The following is a 17,408-nucleotide window of genomic DNA, read 5'->3' on the forward strand; positions in this document are numbered from 1 at the left end:
GTTTTTTAGGGATGTTTTCCCTAATTAATCATTTTCCAACCTCAAACATGCCGAAAATGTTACCCGATTCCAACAGAAAAATAGCTACAGCTACGTCGACTATGAGACCCCCAAATTCTTCTTAGCGGTAACCTTACTTATAAGCTAAAAAATTGCCTAACTCAGTTCATTTTTACTGATCTAATAACAAAAACCCCAGCTGCAATATCAGCTAGGGTTCAAACTCTCAATTTCATTTTCAAATTCCTATCATTCTCAATCCCATGTAGCAAAGTATGGAAGTTCCTCCGATTCAATTGGATTTATAATCTTTTATTTTAATCCCCAAAACCATATCCTTCTGATATGCGGCAGCTTGCTTCAAACCAATAATCCTTGGGTCTGAAGGGTAGTGACGTTCAAGATATAACAAAAATGCGTGATGAAACCTAATTTCGGCATCCAATTTATTCAGTTCATTCGGATGATTCTCTAGTTCGGTTAATTCTGCTTCCCATCGATACAAATCGCTCGCCTCAGAGCGCTCCATACGAACCTTCTCTGTCAGCTCCCGCAACTCAAGATAGGCGCGTTTTACTTTTGGAGAGTACAACTGCTTCTGGTTCAAATAGGTTAATAATGCGATCAATAAGGCTAACCCAGTCCACAAAATAACGTTATCCATCTTCTCCCCCCACACTTAAGCTCTTCGCCCTAATTATACATGCCCAAACGCAAAAATACCCCACAAAGTGAGGTATCCGCCTTAGCTTTTTTAGCTGCTATTCTTTCTTCATAATCTCATTCAGCTGACGTTTGTCCGCTTCTTGTGCGCGATCCTGAGCTTCAATATCATCAAGATCGGCTTCCGCCGCCGAGAATTCTACATCCTCTGCTTTAGCTTCGTATAACATTTTCAATTTCTCCGTCTTGGAGAAGATTTGTGAGTTCTCTCTATCCATTGTTCGTCTCCTTTCTTCTTACTCAATGAAGTGCCTGATCAGACCATCCCGCCTGCTTCTTCAATTAAGCGCAGAGCCTGATCGTAGGACTCCGTATGCACAATAACTGTAAGCAAAATATCTCTCCCCGTTGGACCACCGTTACCACCATGACTCATCCCGCTAGAGCTGGTGTCCGCAGCTGCAAGTATGCCTGTGTGTGCATGCTCAGCAGTCATGGAGTCCATTCTGGCCACATTGCCTGTCACCGGATTTACCCCTGAGCTAAAGCTGGTACCTCCATATCTACTGAAGCGATCAATGGAAACTTCAATGGCCCGAAGTGCACGAAGCTTGCGCGCGACGCCTTCGGCTTCCTCTGGACTTTTAAAATACGCCAAAATATATCTTTCCGACATCTTATCCCCGCTCTCGCTTGAAATTCAGATATCTGTTGCATTCATTTATATTGTCTTAATTTCACTTGTTTTATGCTCTGATTTTCTTATATTCCACTTATCTACTAGGAATTCGACATTTTCTTCAACGCTTCGCTGCAATATGGTACTAAAGTTGTATATTCGATTTGAAGTTATAGCTGTAGAATAAATTTAATTTTCATAATTTTTTACATTTTAAATTGAGGAGGAGAACCACAGACACATTGCAATACAAAAAATTCATTTGGGAGGATGAACTTATTTGAAACGTACCTTTAAACACTCTATTCAAAGATTTGGTATTGGAGCGGCAAGCTTCGGACTGGCTGTGTCTGTTCTTTTTCCATCAGCTGCATTTGCGAACTCATCCCTTGAATCTTCAACCCTGGTTACGGATGTACAGTCTCAAAGTGTAACCCCTCATAACTATGCTGGAATACTCAAAGGTTCAGCACCAGTTTCAGTAATTGTGGAATTGACTAATAAACCAGTCAGTGTGTATGTAAATGAGGCAAAAACTTATTCTTTACGATCCTCAGTCTCCTCACAACGCAGTAAAATTATCTCAGAGCATAAAAGCTTTATTTCCTCAACACAGAAAATCGATGCCGATATCGGTTTTGAATACAGTGAGATTTTTAACGGGTATTCCATTACGCTGCCAGCCAATCAAGTAAACAAGCTGTTAGAGCTTCCAGGCGTTGCGGCTATCTATCCAAATGAAGAAGTACATGCACTAGCAGACAGTGTTGAAGTAGCGACATTACCTGTTACACGTTCCTATTCAGACAGCGGCAAGCTAATAGGCGCGGACAAACTACATGATTTAGGGTACACAGGCAAAGATATACAGGTAGCTGTTGTCGATACTGGTATTGATAAGAATCACCCTTTGTTAAAAGATAATTATAAGGGTGGCTATGATGTATATGATCAGGATGATGATCCGGCTGAAACAGCCCCTGATGCTAACTTCCCTCCAAGAGCAGGTACTCCTTACGAAACCTCGCATGGTACACACGTTGCCGGGACAATTTTAGATGTGGCACCTGAGGTAGAATTGTATGCGTATCGCGTACTTGGTCCCTATGGATCTGGTTCCACAGCGGATGTAATTGCGGGTATTGAGAAAGCAGTCGATGACGGAGCAGATGTTATTAACCTTTCTCTAGGCTCTAGTGTCAACCAAAGCTATTCCGCGAGTTCAATCGCGATAGACAATACCGTAAAATCGGGCGTGAACGTTATTGTTGCCGCCGGTAACGCTGGTCCTGATGCAGGAACACTGGGCGAACCCGCTGGTGCCCAACTCGCGCTTAGTGTTGGAGCTTCTACTACTCCGATAAATACCCCTTTCTTTGATATTGGCGATGTTAAAAAGATTCCCGGAACATTAGCCAGTTACTCCCCAGATTTAATCGATAATATTGCTGGCAGTAAGATCGTTTTCGCTGGTCTTGGGAGTCCTTCCGATTACAAAAATCTGGATGTCAAAGATAAGGTAGTGCTTGTTGATCGGGGCTCGCTGAGCTTCTCAGACAAATCTCTTAATGCCAAAGCTGCTGGTGCGAAGCTTCTGCTGATTGCCAATAATGAGCCTGGTGAAATCAGCCCCACCCTTGGTGCGCCTGGGGATTACATTCCTACCTACGGAATCAGTCAAGCCGATGGCAAAAAAATAAAAACTCAGATGGCTGCGGCTAAAGATATAATCAGTTACTATATAGCGCTTGAAGTAAATCAGTTAGCAAACTTCAGTTCTATGGGTCCAGGGATGCCCGATTATCTAATAAAACCTGATGTTGTAGCGCCCGGAGTCAATATCAACTCGACGATCCCTAGCTGGGATGGGAACTATGACCATGCTTTCGGCTTAAAAAATGGCACTAGCATGGCAACCCCACATGTTGTAGGAGCTGTGGCTTTGTTACTGAGTAAAAACTCTGATCTGAAGCCAAATGAAATTAAAGCTCTGCTGATGAACAATGCTGATCCTATTTTTAACCGTGATGGGAATTCTTACTCCTTGTACCAACAAGGTGCAGGTTTAATTAATCTGGAGAAGTCGATAAACGCTAAATCCATTGCTAAAGTCGGTGAGATCCTTAACAGCGGTCTTCCGGGTACTGTTGAAATTCCTTATTACACAGGTTCCTTATCCTTCGGCTTACAGCCAAAGGGTGTTACTGTAACGAAAGCTGTCTATGTAGAGGACTTTAAAGGGAATGGAGAAACATACACCCTGTCCACCAAATGGCTGACAGAAGCTCCTACTGATATTAGTATTGATTTTGCACCAAACAGCGTTACCTCAGGGGCAGATCAATATGCACAATTCACACTCAATGTATCTAAAACAGCAAAAGAGGGCGCACATGAAGGCATCCTGTTACTTACCTCTGATACAGAAACCCTTCGTCTGCCATTTAACGTTGTTGTAGGTGACCAATTTAATGTAGCACCTATTAATCAGCTCTCTTTTGAAAGTCCACAAATTTCACCTAATGGTGATGGTCGCTCCGACGACACCACCTTTTCCTTTTCTGTCAATGAAGAGTTGGAAGGCATAAGTTTCGTTGCCTCTTCAAAAGATGCTCCTGCAACAGTTTTAGGTGAAGTTTATGCGATCGATGAGAAGATCTATCGTGGTGTATACGAAGTTCCAAATTGGGATGGAACATTAACAGACCTGGAGACCTCCGCCAAGTCTACTTTAGCAGATGGTCACTACTACATCATTCCTGTGCTTCCCAATGGGCAACTGCTTGAGAAACAAAAGACCGAGTTCACAATTGATACCGAGAAGCCGCAAGTTTCTGGCATCACCATTGAGGAGTATGAACGTGAAGCGCCAACCGATCCTGGCGTGGCACAAATTAGTGGTTTCATTGATGATGACCTAATGGCCTATTATATTTCTAATACAAACCCTATTGGAAACTGGTTTACCGTATATGCCGAAGGCAAACATTATGATGGGAATGCTTATAAATTTGGCGGTGTGATTGCAAATAACGGTGCCTTTACCATTGATGTTCCTGTTAACGAGGGGCTAAATGAGTACAAAGTCCATGTGGTCGATAAAGTTGGCAATGGTGCAGACGACGATGATTACGTTCAGCGGCTGCTTTATAGCACAGGGGACGGAACTTTCACAGTAACTCCGGCTCTTTCTGCATCCACCATTGAAGTAGGACAATCTGTGACCGTTGATTTAGATTATTCTGTGACAGACGAGGTTTATGGCGTCTATGGGGCTTCATTCGGTGTCATATACGATGATTCCCTTGAAACACCAGTAATCCAGCCAAGCGTACAACTGGTTACGTATCAAGAGGAGCATTTCTCTAGTGTTCCACTTACAGAATATTCACAAACGTATGACCTTGGAGACGGCCACAAACTGACACAATATAGTGTCAATCTGTCAGGAGGTGCTTATCACGGCTCTGGCTCACTAGCCCAAATAACCTTCGAACCAGCAACAGCAGGAGATTATTCCTTTGAGCTATATGATGTCCAGATTTGGAATGATGCCACAACATCAACTATCCCATCTGGTTTGAGAACAGTAAGTGTAACTGTAAACACACCTGAAAAACCTACACCAACGCCAACACCATCAGCAACGCCAGATCCAACAGAAACACCAACACCGACACCATCGCCTACATCGCCTACATCGCCTCCATCTTCTGAGTCGTATGTACCTACAGCAGCCAGCACTCCCACTCCTGGACCTTCTTCGAAATCCGGGAAGCTAGTAGAGACAGCCGATCCAGCTGGTGGTAAAGCTTCAGCGGTGTTTAATATCTTAGATACTGCATTAACAAATTCGATTCAGAATGCAAAAGATAAGACTTCTGTACTTGATCTTAGCGATGTGAATTTCAATAAGTATAGCCAAGTTGTTATTACGCTTACCCCGGCGCAAGCTGAACAGTTGAAGAAATCGGAGAATGCACTCAGCCTTAACGGTAATGGGTTCAATGTTCTTATTCCAGCGGCAACCCTTCCGGATTTCATTAGCAGCAGTGGTTTGTTGCTTACGATAAGTCTTGCTGATGCTAGTGATGCAGCAGTGTTATCAGGAAGCTCAGCTGCGATCAATATTGGTTCTTCCATTCTTACCATCAAAAATGGTTGGACAACCGGAAAGCCGGTTACCTTTCAGCTTAATCTAAAAGACAGCAGTCTACGTGATGCTCGAAAAACTGCCGCCTATGCAGAAACAAAGGATCATAAATGGTCCTATCTGCAACCTGGATCTTTCTCTAAAGAAGGTATTCTACAGTTTACAGTTACTGGCGACGGCTCTTATAGCGTGGCATCCCGTAATGTAAGCTTCAAGGATATCGGCACACACTGGGCTAAAGGCGATATCGAAGTTCTTGCTGCTCATGGCATCATTGCCGGCAAAGGAACCGATGGCAGCTTCAAGCCTGCTGACACCTTAAATCAAGCGGAACTGCTAACGCTCTTCGACCGTCTACTCGGAAAAGGTGACACTTGGAATGCACGTATCAAACAAAGTGGTTCACGCGATGTGCTGACTCGCGAAGAAGCAGCCCTTATCATTGCTGAGGCCCTAGGCGCTGATCTTACAGTGGCTAAGACTCCTTTGAGCTTTAAGGATGCCGATAACATCGCTGCAGAAGCACGAAACGCCGTAGCCTATGCTGTAAGCAAAGGTTATCTCAAGGGCGTTGGTGCGGACAACTTCAATCCACAAGGCACTCTGACTCGTGCACAAGCAGCAACCATTCTGAGCCGTGTGTTTGAGGACCTACGTTCTTAACCAGTATCTAGTTGAACTCTCAAAGAAAGCCCCAGCAGCCATTTGGCTGCTGGGGCTTTCTCGTCTTAAGGTCACATCTGCGGCGTATACGAGGCAACTATCGGACACAGTTGCACTTAAACGCTGATTTATGCGACTTTTGCCATGCCAACGGACCCCATAGTCGCTATTAGCACGAAAAGCACCACATATGAGCGCTTTTCTGGGCAATAGCTGCACTGAAGTCCGAAACTTCGCTCAAAAGGCGATAAATCTGCAAATAGCGTCAGCTGGGTCCGTTTGCCTCCAGCGTCTTCCGGGTCCTATCCACTCGGATGATTATTCTCGGCGCTATCGGACACTGTTGCACTTAAACGCTGGATTATGCGCTATTTGCCATGCCAACGGACCCCATAGTCGCTATTAGCACGAAAAGCACCAAATATGAGCGCTTTTCTGGGCAATAGCTGCACTGGAGTCCGAAACTTCGCTCAAAAGGCGATAAATTTGCAAATAGCGTCAACTGGGTCCGTATGCCTCCAGCTTCTCCGGGTCCCATCCACTCAGATGATTATTCTCGGCGCTATCGGACACTGTTGCACTTAAACGCTGGATTATGCGACATTTGCCATGCCAACGGACCCCATAGTCGCTATTAGCACGAAAAGCACCAAATATGAGCACTTTTCTAGGCAATAGCTGCACTGAAGTCCGAAACTTCGCTCAAAAGGCGATAAATCTGCAAATAGCGTCAACTGGGTCCGTATGCCTCCAGCTTCTCCGGGTCCCATCCACTCAGATGATTATTCTCGGCGCTATCGGACACTGTTGCACTTAAACGCTGGATTATGCGACATTTGCCATGCCAACGGACCCCATAGTCGCTATTAGCACGAAAAACACCAAATATGAGCGCTTTTCTGGGCAATAGCTGCACTGGAGTCCGAAACTTCGCTCAAAAGGCGATAAATTTGCAAATAGCGTCAACTGGGTCCGTATGCCTCCAGCTTCTCCGGGTCCCATCCACTCAGATGATTATTCTCGGCGCTATCGGACACTGTTGCACTTAAACGCTGGATTATGCGACATTTGCCATGCCAACGGACCCCATAGTCGCTATTAGCACGAAAAACACCAAATATGAGCGCTTTTCTGGGCAATAGCTGCACTGGAGTCCGAAACTTCGCTCAAAAGGCGATAAATTTGCAAATAGCGTCAACTGGGTCCGTATGCCTCCAGCTTCTCCGGGTCCCATCCACTCAGATGATTATTCTCGGCGCTATCGGACACTGTTGCACTTAAACGCTGGATTATGCGACATTTGCCATGCCAACGGACCCCATAGTCGCTATTAGCACGAAAAGCACCAAATATGAGCGCTTTTCTGGGCAATAGCTGCACTGGAGTCCGAAACTTCGCTCAAAAGGCGATAAATTTGCAAATAGCGTCAACTGGGTCCGTTAGCACACGTAGATAATTCAAAACAGATAGTGTGTTAAAAAAGCTGGCAGACCAGTCGGGGGTTTCAAGGTTACAGGGTTCGCGGTTCGCGGTTCGCGGTTCGCGGTTCGCGGTTCGCGGTTCGCGGTTGCCGGGGTTGCCGGGCTTGTCGGGGTCACCGGGGTCACCGGGGTTACCAAATTTACCGGCGTTACCAGGTTTACCGGGGTTACGGGATTGGCCGAGTTAGCCAAACACGCAGAATTCCGCAGGTTCCAGCATCACAGCTCATCCAAAGAATTGCATGAGGTTAGTTAAATGGCCCTGCCATAATCTCATGCTAAACAAAAACGCAGAGCAGCGATCCCCCAATAACGGGAGGATCGCTGCTCTGCTGTCTTTTTCTATTCATTTACTGAATGAATGAGTTAGGATATCAGTCCCCGCGAAACGCACGTTTCACACGATCAAAGAAGGACTGCTCGTGCTCATGTGTGTTTTCTCCGTTCAGAGAAGCGAACTGGCGTAGCAATTCTTTTTGCTCTTCATTGAGCTTGCTAGGTGTCACAACAATTACCCGTACATGCTGATCACCTTGGCCAGATCCGCGCAGACGTGGAACACCTTTACCTTTGAGGCGGAAGAAAGTGCCTGTTTGCGTTCCGGCAGGAATCTTCAGCTTCACTTTTTCGGTTAAGGTTGGAATTTCAATCTCATCACCAAGTGCTGCCTGTGCAAACGTAAGCGGAACCTCGCACATAATATCATCGTTCTCACGCACGAAGAAATCATGCGATTTAACACGGATAACAATATACAAGTCTCCAGCAGGACCGCCGCGTAAGCCGCCTTCGCCTTCGCCAGTCATGCGCAGCTGTGCACCGTCATCAACACCGGCCGGGATACGCACATGGATCTTGCGTTGCTTTTTAACCTTACCCTGTCCGGCGCAAGTCGTACATTTTTCCTTAATAATCTTACCTGTACCACTGCAATGTGAACAAGGACGACGATTACGCATCTGTCCAAGCGGTGTATTCTGTACGAATTCCTGTTGTCCACTACCATGACATACGGAACAAGTCTCTGGTTTAGTGCCCGGTTTAGCCCCGGAGCCGTAGCAGGTATCGCAAGTTTCTGTACGTGGAATAGTAATATCGGTTTCTTTGCCGAATACCGCTTCCTTGAATTCAATGGTCATGGTATACTGCAAATCCCCACCGCGCTGCGGTGCGTTAGGATCACGGCGTCCGCCGCCTCCAAAGAACATATCAAAGATATCGCCAAGCCCTCCGAAGTCGCCACCACCGCCGCCTCCGAAGCCGCCCATACCTTGGTTAGGGTCAATATGGCCATATTGGTCATATCTAGCTCGCTGTTGTCCATCACTAAGAACATCATAAGCTTCTTTTACTTCCTTAAACTTAGCTTCAGCGTCATCTGCTTTATTCACGTCTGGGTGATATTGGCGCGCCAATTTCCGGTACGCTTTTTTCACCTCATCGTCTGAAGCATCTCTACTAAGGCCAAGCACTTCATAATAATCGCGTTTATCTGCCACTGCTTTCACCTCCGTGCATACATACTCAAATTCCTTATTATCTGTCAAACAAACCATTATACGATAAAACCTCAGGATCTGACCATCCAGATTCAGCGATGTTTATTCTTACAATATCAGAAGGCGCATTCGCAAAGAGTGTGCAATCTGATATTACAAAAGGAAAGTCAAAACACGGGATGACCCGGTTTTGACCTTCCCTTCTTAACTATATAAGAATTTATCAGTTTCCTATTACACTTATCGTATAAGGTTACCCTTGATTCTTATCTTCGTCAACAACCTCATAGTCAGCGTCAACTACATTATCTTTTTTAGGAGCGCCTTCAGCGGCTCCATCGCCACCTTCAGCACCTTGCTCAGCTTGAGCAGCTTGTTCGTACAGCTTCATGGACAACTGTTGTACAATCTCAGTCAATGCTTCTGTAGCTGCATTGATTTCTTCAAGATTGTCAGTTTCAAGTGCTGCTTTAACTTTATCTTTAGCTTCATTTGCTTTTTCAACATCAGAAGCATCAGCTTTATCGCCAAGGTCTTTAATTACTTTTTCAGTAGAATACACGAGTTGGTCAGCACCGTTCTTCGCTTCCACCAGTTCTTTACGCTTACGGTCTTCCTCAGCGTGAAGCTCGGCATCCTTCATCATTTGTTCTACTTCTGCGTCGCTCAGGCCGCTGGAAGAAGTGATAGTGATTTTTTGGCTCTTGTTCGTGCCTTTATCTGTTGCAGATACATTTACGATACCATTGGCATCAATATCGAAAGAAACTTCGATTTGTGGCACGCCACGTGGTGCTGGTGGAATCTCGTTCAGCATGAAGCGTCCCAGTGTCTTGTTGCCATTTGCCATTTGACGCTCACCTTGCAGCACGTGAATCTCTACGCTAGGTTGGTTGTCAGCAAAGGTTGAGAATACTTGGGATTTGCTTGTAGGAATCGTAGTATTACGCTCGATCATCTTCGTGAACACGCCACCTGCAGTTTCGATACCCAGGGAAAGCGGAGTTACGTCAAGCAATACAACGTCTTTAACATCACCAGTCAATACACCCGCTTGAACAGCAGCACCAAGAGCTACTACTTCATCCGGATTCACACCTTTGTGTGGTTCTTTGCCAGTAAGCTTTTTGATAGCATCTTGTACAGCTGGGATACGTGTAGAACCACCAACCAGAACGATTCTAGTAAGGTCTGCAGGGGTCATACCAGCATCAGACAATGCTTGACGAGTTGGTCCCAAAGTACGTTCTACCAGACCAGCAGTCAATTCATCAAATTTTGCACGAGTCAAGTTGATCTCTAAGTGCTGAGGTACGCCGTCAACCACAGTGATGAACGGAAGCGATACAGTTGTTGTCAGTACGCCCGACAATTCTTTTTTCGCTTTTTCAGCTGCATCTTTCAAACGTTGTACAGCAGATTTATCTTTGCTCAGATCAATGCCTTGCTCTTTTTTGAATTCGGATACCAGGTAATCCATAACCACTTGGTCAAAGTCGTCGCCACCCAGCTTGTTGTCGCCGCTTGTAGCTTTTACTTCGAAAAAGCCATCACCAAGTTCAAGGATGGATACGTCAAAAGTACCGCCACCAAGGTCATAGACTAGAATGGTTTGATCTTCGGATTTCTCCAGACCATATGCCAAAGCTGCTGCTGTTGGCTCGTTCACAATACGCAGAACTTCCAAACCTGCAATTTTACCTGCATCTTTGGTAGCTTGACGTTGGCTGTCATTAAAATAAGCAGGAACAGTGATAACTGCTTGAGTAACAGTTTGGCCAAGATAAGCCTCTGCATCGGATTTCAGCTTTTGCAGAATCATTGCCGAAATTTCTTGTGGGGAGTAGTCTTTACCATCAATGCTTTCTTTGTGGTTAGTACCCATGTGACGTTTAACAGAGCTGATCGTACGATCAGGGTTAGTAATCGCTTGGCGTTTAGCCGTTTCACCGACGATACGCTCGCCGTCTTTCTTAAAGCCTACAACCGAAGGGGTTGTACGCGCGCCTTCTGGATTTGGAATTACTACGGCTTCGCCGCCTTCCATAACGGCAACGCAAGAGTTCGTGGTTCCTAAGTCAATACCGATAACTTTACTCACAATAATTTGCCTCCTCTAAAGTTATATGGAGCCTAAGCTCAATAAATTTATAAAAATATTAAAAAAATTCGATTGATAATAAACTATCCGGGCAACAGCCTGCAATCGGATAAATAGTAGGCAAACGCACTGCTGCTTTATGGCGAGCAGAAACTGCCCGTCCTATATAGACAGACTACATGCTGACTTTGACCATGGCCGGACGAAGAACTCTATCTTTCAGAAGATATCCCTTTTGAACCTCTTCTGTAACGATACCCTCTTCGTACTCCTCGCTCTCAACCTGCATAATAGCCTGATGGTATTCAGGATTAAAAGGCTGTCCTACTGTTTCCATAGCTGTAAGCCCCTCAGCCTTCAATACCCCATCCAGCTGACGGAAAATCATATTAACGCCCTTCGCGAAAGCTTCGGATTCAAGATTAGCTGGAGTAGTGACTAACGCACGCTCGAAATTGTCCAGCACGGAAAGCAATTCCGTCAGGAGCTTGGAGGTAGCATATTGAGCCAGCTCTTCTTTTTCCTTCTGGGTACGACGACGGAAGTTATCAAAATCAGCTTGTGCACGCAATGCACGACCTTGATATTCATCAGCAAGATCCTGTAGGCGTTTCACCTCAGCACCTGTATCTGAAGCACCTTCACTAACGTTTTCAGCTGTAAATGAGTCGGCATCTGAGACTACTTCAGCCACAGGCTCCTCATTGATCAATTCCTCTTTGAATTCATTAGAATCTTGAACTTGTTCCTTTTTCAAGTTGTCTTCACCTCCTTAAAATCATTCACGAAATCATGTTGACTCTGTTCACTTATACCAGTGCGCCAGCATCGCTGTCAAATCTCGGGATAAAATGCCCAAGATCCCCATCACTCTTGCATATTCCATACGGGTCGGCCCAAGGATCCCAATGCTTCCTAGTGCCTGCCCATCAAGTGAATAAGTGGCGGTGATCAGACTACAGTTAGCGAACGCTTCGTGATTGTTTTCTGTTCCTATTCGTACTTGAATACCTGTGCCACCCACTGTAGGGGCCAGCATTTTGAGCAGTGTCGGTGTCTCTTCCAGCAGATCAAGAATACTCTTCACCTTGTCTACGTCTTTGAACTCAGGCTGTGTCAGCATATTCGTTGCTCCGCTGAGATAGATGCGCTGCTCTTGATCGCTTTCCAGCGCGGTGTCCAGCACCTGCATTAATTCTTCATAATGTGAGATGTGACGCTGCATTTCTTCGCCAAGCTCGGAATAGAGCCGAGTCTTCAGCTTATAGAGTGGTACATTGACCAGTTTACTATTCAGTAGGTTAACCACTTTCTCCATCTCGGAAACAGAAATCTCCGGCGGAATGTTCACCGTACGATTCTCAACTTGCCCCGTACTTGTGACGATAATGGCCACAGCGGTTGTATCATCTAATGGTAACAACTGAAAATGACGCAATGAAGTATGAAAAACCTCCGGTCCCAGCAGGATGGAAGTATAATTCGTCATATTGGAAAGAATCATCGCCGCATGTTGGATTACCTGCTCCATTGCATTTAGCTTCTCGGCAAAAAAAGCGCGGATCGTGCCCATTTCTGCCGTTTCGGCGGAATTCCACGGTACCAAATGATCCACATAATATCGGTATCCTTTATGGGAAGGAATTCTTCCCGCCGATGTATGAGGCTGCTCGAGATAACCTAAATCCTCTAGGTCAGCCATTTCATTTCGAATCGTAGCCGGACTGTATCCTACATCTCCCCGTTTAGAAATGCTGCGAGATCCTACTGGCTCTGCCGATGAAATATAATCATCCACAATTGCATTTAGTATCATTCTCTGGCGATCAGTTAACATGTTATTCCCTCCTATCGGCTGTGGCTCCGATTCGTTAGCACTCGACTCAGATGAGTGCTAACCACTAATACAAAAATACCAAACTGACATTGACATTGTCAAGTCAGTTCAGTATCTTAAGCACTGCTATTTCATCGCAGGCATGCTGCTTTTTACAATTCACGCAATCTGTCCATACTTTTTCAGGGAAAATCTCTTTCTGGACGACTTCAAATCCATTTCTAAGAAAAAAATCAACAGCATAGGTTAGTGCCATTACCTTTGGGATTTTCTGGTTCCTAGCTTCCTCGACCAGCTTCGCCAATATCATGGAGCCTACGCCTTTACCCTTGCCTTCATCATTCAATCCAATTGAACGAATCTCTACGAGATCATTCCCGAGCTTGAAAAGTGAACCACAGCCTACGAATCTGCCTTCGATTTCGGCAACTACGAATTGATCGATCTGGCGTGTCAGCGCCTGCCGGGAACGGGGCAACATGATGCCGCGCTGGGCATACTCTTCTATCATTAGATACAATGGCTCAACGTCTTCTACCACAGCATTTCTACAAATCACCTGTGCGTCTCCCGCTGGAGACGAATGGCGAATCATTTCCGTCTTGGCAAGCACTTTGGTTCACCCCTCTGTTGATAATATGAATAAATATACAACAGAGTGAATTACAATTCAAGGGGTATTTTAAAATTAAACTTCTGTCAGGGCGCCTACAAATTCAGCAAAAACATCGTTCCCAAACAAGATTCCTTGCTTGCTGAGTCGGTAAACCCCTGCTTCTTGTTCCAACAGCCCTGCATGCAGCATTTTATGCAAGGATTTCTCGAATACTTCCTCTATTGAACGCCCGAATTGCGCCTGAAAAGCTTCATTAGAGACGCCCTCATGCATACGCAAGCCGACCATCATAAAGTCTTCCATCGCTTCTGCTTCTGAGATTGGGTATGCATCCAGTCGTGGCAGCCCTTTACGTGTGGCTTCTACATATGGATTTACGCCCTTAACATTAATATGCCGCTGACGCCCCACATATCCATGTGCTCCTGCTCCTAGACCATAATAATCTTCATTACGCCAGTAGGTGATATTATGGCGGCTCTCCATTCCTGGTTTCGCGAAGTTACTGATCTCGTATTGATTGTAACCCGCTTCCTTCATAGAGGACATCAACAGGAGGTACATTTGCAATTCATCTTCTTCATTAGGAAGAGGAAGCTTGTTCTTATTAAACAGCGTGTGAAAAAGAGTATTCTCCTCCACCTTCAAGCTGTAAATAGAATAGTGGGGTAGATCCAGCTCCAACGCCTTGCGGATACTTTCGCCCAACATCTCAACAGTTTGATTAGGCAGCCCAAACATCAGGTCAACCGAAAGATTATTTAGTCCAACTGCACGTGCATTCTCTAGGCTCCGGTATACATCATCTACATTATGAATCCGGCCGATACCTGTGAGCAGCTCGTTCTGAAATGCTTGAACACCAAAACTCACCCGGTTCACGCCGCCTTCTTTCATAACCGTCAGCTTGTCCAGATCCGTTGTTCCAGGGTTAGCTTCCATAGAGAATTCAATATCTTTATCCCAGTTGGGGAAATGCGTGCGAACAGACTTTAAGAAATAAGCCATTTCATCAGGTTTTAAAACAGTGGGTGTGCCTCCGCCGACGAAGATCGTTTTGATAACACCCGGAGGGGTGTTCTTGACGGTCTGCTCCATCTCCCGATCCAAAGCTTCGAGATAATCCATAACTGGCTGATCCTTGAGAACATAGGAATTAAAATCACAATAAAAGCACTTATTGGTACAAAAAGGGATATGAATGTATACAGCCTCAGGGGGACGGCCATTAGTCTTCGTTGTCATTAGCTGTCTCCTTTATATAAAAATATCGTTTGAATAGTGTAATCTAAAAAACAAGAAAAGGGAAGCCTGACGGCTTCCCTCCGAGGGCGTTCATTTATAAATGAACTCTATTTTATAATATAAGAAAGTATAAGTTTTACGTTATCCTATATATTTTGTATTTCCCGCAGAAACGGATACCGTCCCTATAAGGACGGCAAAGCCGTTGCTTCTTGATAAATCCGCATTTCCACAAGTTCGGCATGTACTCCACCGTTAGTTTCATGAATAACGATCCGGACAGCATCTGTAAGGACAGGCTTCTCTAATCGATGAACATTCTTCCGGCGATGGTTATCTTTGACACGGAGCATGACTTGCCACGCGCCATCAATGAGCAGCTCTACATCATAGTTCTTTACCAGTTCAGGAATCACTAGAAATGGCGTTTCATGGTGATGTAAGTTGATGAGATCTTCATTGACATCATCATTAAAGGTGAAATGGATTTCGGAGACTGGAGCAGCATCCGGGAGACGCGCCTCTACCCACTCCGATCTACCCGCGGTCATCGGCTCAGAAACCCAGCTATGTGGTCCCGCGAAAGGTCGAACATACCCATCAATGACTTTAGATGCAGCATATGCCGATGTTTCTACTGCAAAGCAGAAATGCCTGCGTACAAGTTGTTTCATGCTCCACTCTATCACCGGCTGATCTGGCTGATGATCCTCCAGCGCTGAATCAACAACGGATTTAGCACCTCGCTCAAATGTAATGACACCAGTGATTGGGGTTTCTGAAATATGCAATTGAAGGTGTTCATTAGCTCGAATAATAGCGAAGATATTACATTCACCGATAAGACTACATTTCTCCTCTTGTATCGGTACTTCAATCCATTGCTGCTCTCCAGCCTGTACTGTTATAACATCAACCTGTTTGCACTCCGCCGGCACGTAATTTTCCGCGCGTCCAGTCGTCCAGATCTCCACGGTCAGCTGCGTCTGAATACTTGCTGACACAAGCAGCCTTAACCCACGGATACTTCCTTCAACCGGAAACAAAATCCCTACATCATGAGAAAGCTCATAAGCTTCGGCTGGACGATCCAGCAGGATACCATTCAACGTGCTGGATGCATGAATCTCGCTTTTTCTGGCGAGGTCCAGTGGATCTTCGTTACGTAATCCAATAATCGAAGCATCTTGCTTTAACATCACCTGTTGCAATTCATGCATATGCTGCTCGCGAATTTCACGTGGGGTCACACCTTTGATGACGGATAAAGCTGCACCTGCTCCAGCTGCTTCACCCATGATCGCACAGGTTGCCATAACACGTGTTGTTCCAAAAGCCACATGAGATGCACTGATATTACGACCCGCGAAGAATAAATTCCGCACATTCTTCGAATATAGCGAACCAAATGGAATATGGTAGATCCCGTCCGCATGCAGATGCTTGGAGCCACTCTCTTGTGCGTACATCCCCTGTGGGGGATGTAGATCAATCGACCAGCCACCAAATCCAATACGGTCTGCAAATTCACGCTGCGCGAGAATATCATTTTGCGTTAGAATCGTATCGCCAATAAATCGTCTGTATTCACGTTTACCCGGAATCGAGCCAACCCACTCAAGCGTCATATTCTCGGCATCAAAATGGCCTGAGTTTTTGATATAATCCCAAATCCCATAAATAACAGAGGATAGTTCATCACGTATACGTTCATTCTCATCCACCGTATCAAGCTCGCCGCCCCACTCAATCCACCAGTAGTGACAGCCTGAATCCCCACTCCGAATGACCCGGCGGATCGGGATAGACGTTGTTGTAATATCCTTCGCGAATGAGGGTGCAACATAACGTACCGGTTTTCCAGTATCCTGTGTATAGAATAATAATGTACTGCCTAATGTAATATTATCAGGCACTTCTGGTGCCCATTCCTCATTAAATTCATGACGGGCTTCACGTCCTAATCGGAAATCCGCTCCTGCTAGGAAGCCCACTAAACCATCACCCGTACAATCGATGAAAGCATCGCTCTCGAACGTGATTAAACGCTCAGATCCCATCATCCAGCCGGTTACACTCTGAATCGTACGCTCCTCTGCCTCACCTTCCGCTTCCACTTCACGTACATCGGTATTTAGGAACAAGCTGATATTCGATTCTGCCTTCACCGCTTCGAGCAAGGTTAGATCCCATAGATATGGATTCCCTTCCGGGTTCCGGTATTGATTCTCGATGAACAGCTCACCCATAATGCCTGTCTCACGTGCATAGCGATTTACACCATGTCCTGTTGCACCACATACCCATACCCGAACCTCTGAACTCGAGTTACCACCAAGTACAGGACGATTCTGTACCAGTGCTACCTTTAACCCAAGACGTGCTGCAGCAATCGCCGCGTTCATCCCTGCAAGTCCACCCCCGACCACTGTCACATCGGATTTAACCGTTTCTGTTCTCATGTCAGTATC

General features: G+C 45.5%; 11 protein-coding genes. 1 reads left to right on the plus strand and 10 read right to left on the minus strand.

Going from position 1 to position 17,408, the window contains the following annotated elements; all coding sequences use genetic code 11:
- Positions 1 to 292: 292 nt before the first annotated feature.
- From NYE58_RS28380 to NYE58_RS28390, 3 genes are all read right to left on the minus strand, one after another.
- The gene (locus NYE58_RS28380; protein WP_076220487.1) at positions 293 to 664 is read right to left on the minus strand and encodes a hypothetical protein; all 372 of its coding nucleotides are present in this window, start codon (positions 662 to 664) and stop codon (positions 293 to 295) included.
- 97 nt (positions 665 to 761) lie between these two features.
- Positions 762 to 941, minus strand: coding sequence for a YfhD family protein (locus tag NYE58_RS28385; protein ID WP_036683923.1), 180 nt, complete (start codon positions 939 to 941; stop codon positions 762 to 764).
- A 38-nt stretch (positions 942 to 979) separates the two neighbouring features.
- A complete protein-coding gene (locus NYE58_RS28390; RefSeq protein ID WP_036683926.1) occupies positions 980 to 1,339 on the minus strand; it encodes a hypothetical protein in 360 nt (119 codons plus the stop codon).
- Positions 1,340 to 1,622: 283 nt separating this feature from the next.
- Between NYE58_RS28390 and NYE58_RS28395 the strand changes: the two genes are divergently transcribed.
- Entirely contained in the window at positions 1,623 to 6,158 is a 4,536-nt protein-coding gene (locus tag NYE58_RS28395; protein WP_341003607.1) for a S8 family serine peptidase, read from the plus strand.
- A 1,855-nt stretch (positions 6,159 to 8,013) separates the two neighbouring features.
- On the opposite strand, the gene dnaJ is transcribed toward NYE58_RS28395, so the two are convergent.
- The 7 genes from dnaJ to NYE58_RS28430 form a co-directional block, all read right to left on the minus strand.
- A complete protein-coding gene (dnaJ, locus tag NYE58_RS28400) occupies positions 8,014 to 9,138 on the minus strand; it encodes a molecular chaperone DnaJ (protein WP_036677487.1) in 1,125 nt (374 codons plus the stop codon).
- Positions 9,139 to 9,391: 253 nt separating this feature from the next.
- Positions 9,392 to 11,239: a molecular chaperone DnaK gene (gene dnaK, locus NYE58_RS28405; RefSeq protein WP_076220088.1), complete on the minus strand. Its 1,848-nt coding sequence runs from the start codon at positions 11,237 to 11,239 to the stop codon at positions 9,392 to 9,394.
- Between the two features lie 175 nt (positions 11,240 to 11,414).
- Complete coding sequence (gene grpE, locus NYE58_RS28410) at positions 11,415 to 11,996, minus strand: nucleotide exchange factor GrpE (protein WP_341003610.1); 582 nt, start codon at positions 11,994 to 11,996, stop codon at positions 11,415 to 11,417.
- Between the two features lie 48 nt (positions 11,997 to 12,044).
- Positions 12,045 to 13,076 carry a heat-inducible transcriptional repressor HrcA gene (gene hrcA / locus NYE58_RS28415; protein WP_036677493.1) on the minus strand — a complete coding sequence of 344 codons (1,032 nt, stop codon included), beginning with the start codon at positions 13,074 to 13,076 and terminating at the stop codon, positions 12,045 to 12,047.
- A gap of 103 nt (positions 13,077 to 13,179) precedes the next feature.
- On the minus strand, positions 13,180 to 13,671 hold the full coding sequence (locus NYE58_RS28420; RefSeq protein WP_051490987.1) for an N-acetyltransferase: 492 nt from the start codon (positions 13,669 to 13,671) through the stop codon (positions 13,180 to 13,182).
- A gap of 93 nt (positions 13,672 to 13,764) precedes the next feature.
- Entirely contained in the window at positions 13,765 to 14,937 is a 1,173-nt protein-coding gene (gene hemW, locus NYE58_RS28425) for a radical SAM family heme chaperone HemW (RefSeq protein WP_076105910.1), read from the minus strand.
- 185 nt (positions 14,938 to 15,122) lie between these two features.
- On the minus strand, positions 15,123 to 17,399 hold the full coding sequence (locus tag NYE58_RS28430; RefSeq protein WP_340392636.1) for an FAD-dependent oxidoreductase: 2,277 nt from the start codon (positions 17,397 to 17,399) through the stop codon (positions 15,123 to 15,125).
- Positions 17,400 to 17,408 lie beyond the last annotated feature (9 nt).

The organism is Paenibacillus sp. FSL L8-0708 (assembly GCF_038009325.1).
Taxonomy (GTDB): domain Bacteria; phylum Bacillota; class Bacilli; order Paenibacillales; family Paenibacillaceae; genus Paenibacillus_AQ; species Paenibacillus_AQ odorifer.

What these genes read in the sequence shown, in the direction of transcription:
- NYE58_RS28385 (WP_036683923.1), bottom strand. Translation starts at nt 941, where the DNA reads ATGGATAGAGAGAACTCACAAATCTTCTCCAAGACGGAGAAATTGAAA.
- NYE58_RS28430 (WP_340392636.1), bottom strand. Translation starts at nt 17,399, where the DNA reads ATGAGAACAGAAACGGTTAAATCCGATGTGACAGTGGTCGGGGGTGGA.
- hemW (WP_076105910.1), bottom strand. Translation starts at nt 14,937, where the DNA reads ATGACAACGAAGACTAATGGCCGTCCCCCTGAGGCTGTATACATTCAT.
- NYE58_RS28380 (WP_076220487.1), bottom strand. Translation starts at nt 664, where the DNA reads ATGGATAACGTTATTTTGTGGACTGGGTTAGCCTTATTGATCGCATTA.
- NYE58_RS28420 (WP_051490987.1), bottom strand. Translation starts at nt 13,671, where the DNA reads ATGATTCGCCATTCGTCTCCAGCGGGAGACGCACAGGTGATTTGTAGA.
- hrcA (WP_036677493.1), bottom strand. Translation starts at nt 13,076, where the DNA reads ATGTTAACTGATCGCCAGAGAATGATACTAAATGCAATTGTGGATGAT.
- NYE58_RS28390 (WP_036683926.1), bottom strand. Translation starts at nt 1,339, where the DNA reads ATGTCGGAAAGATATATTTTGGCGTATTTTAAAAGTCCAGAGGAAGCC.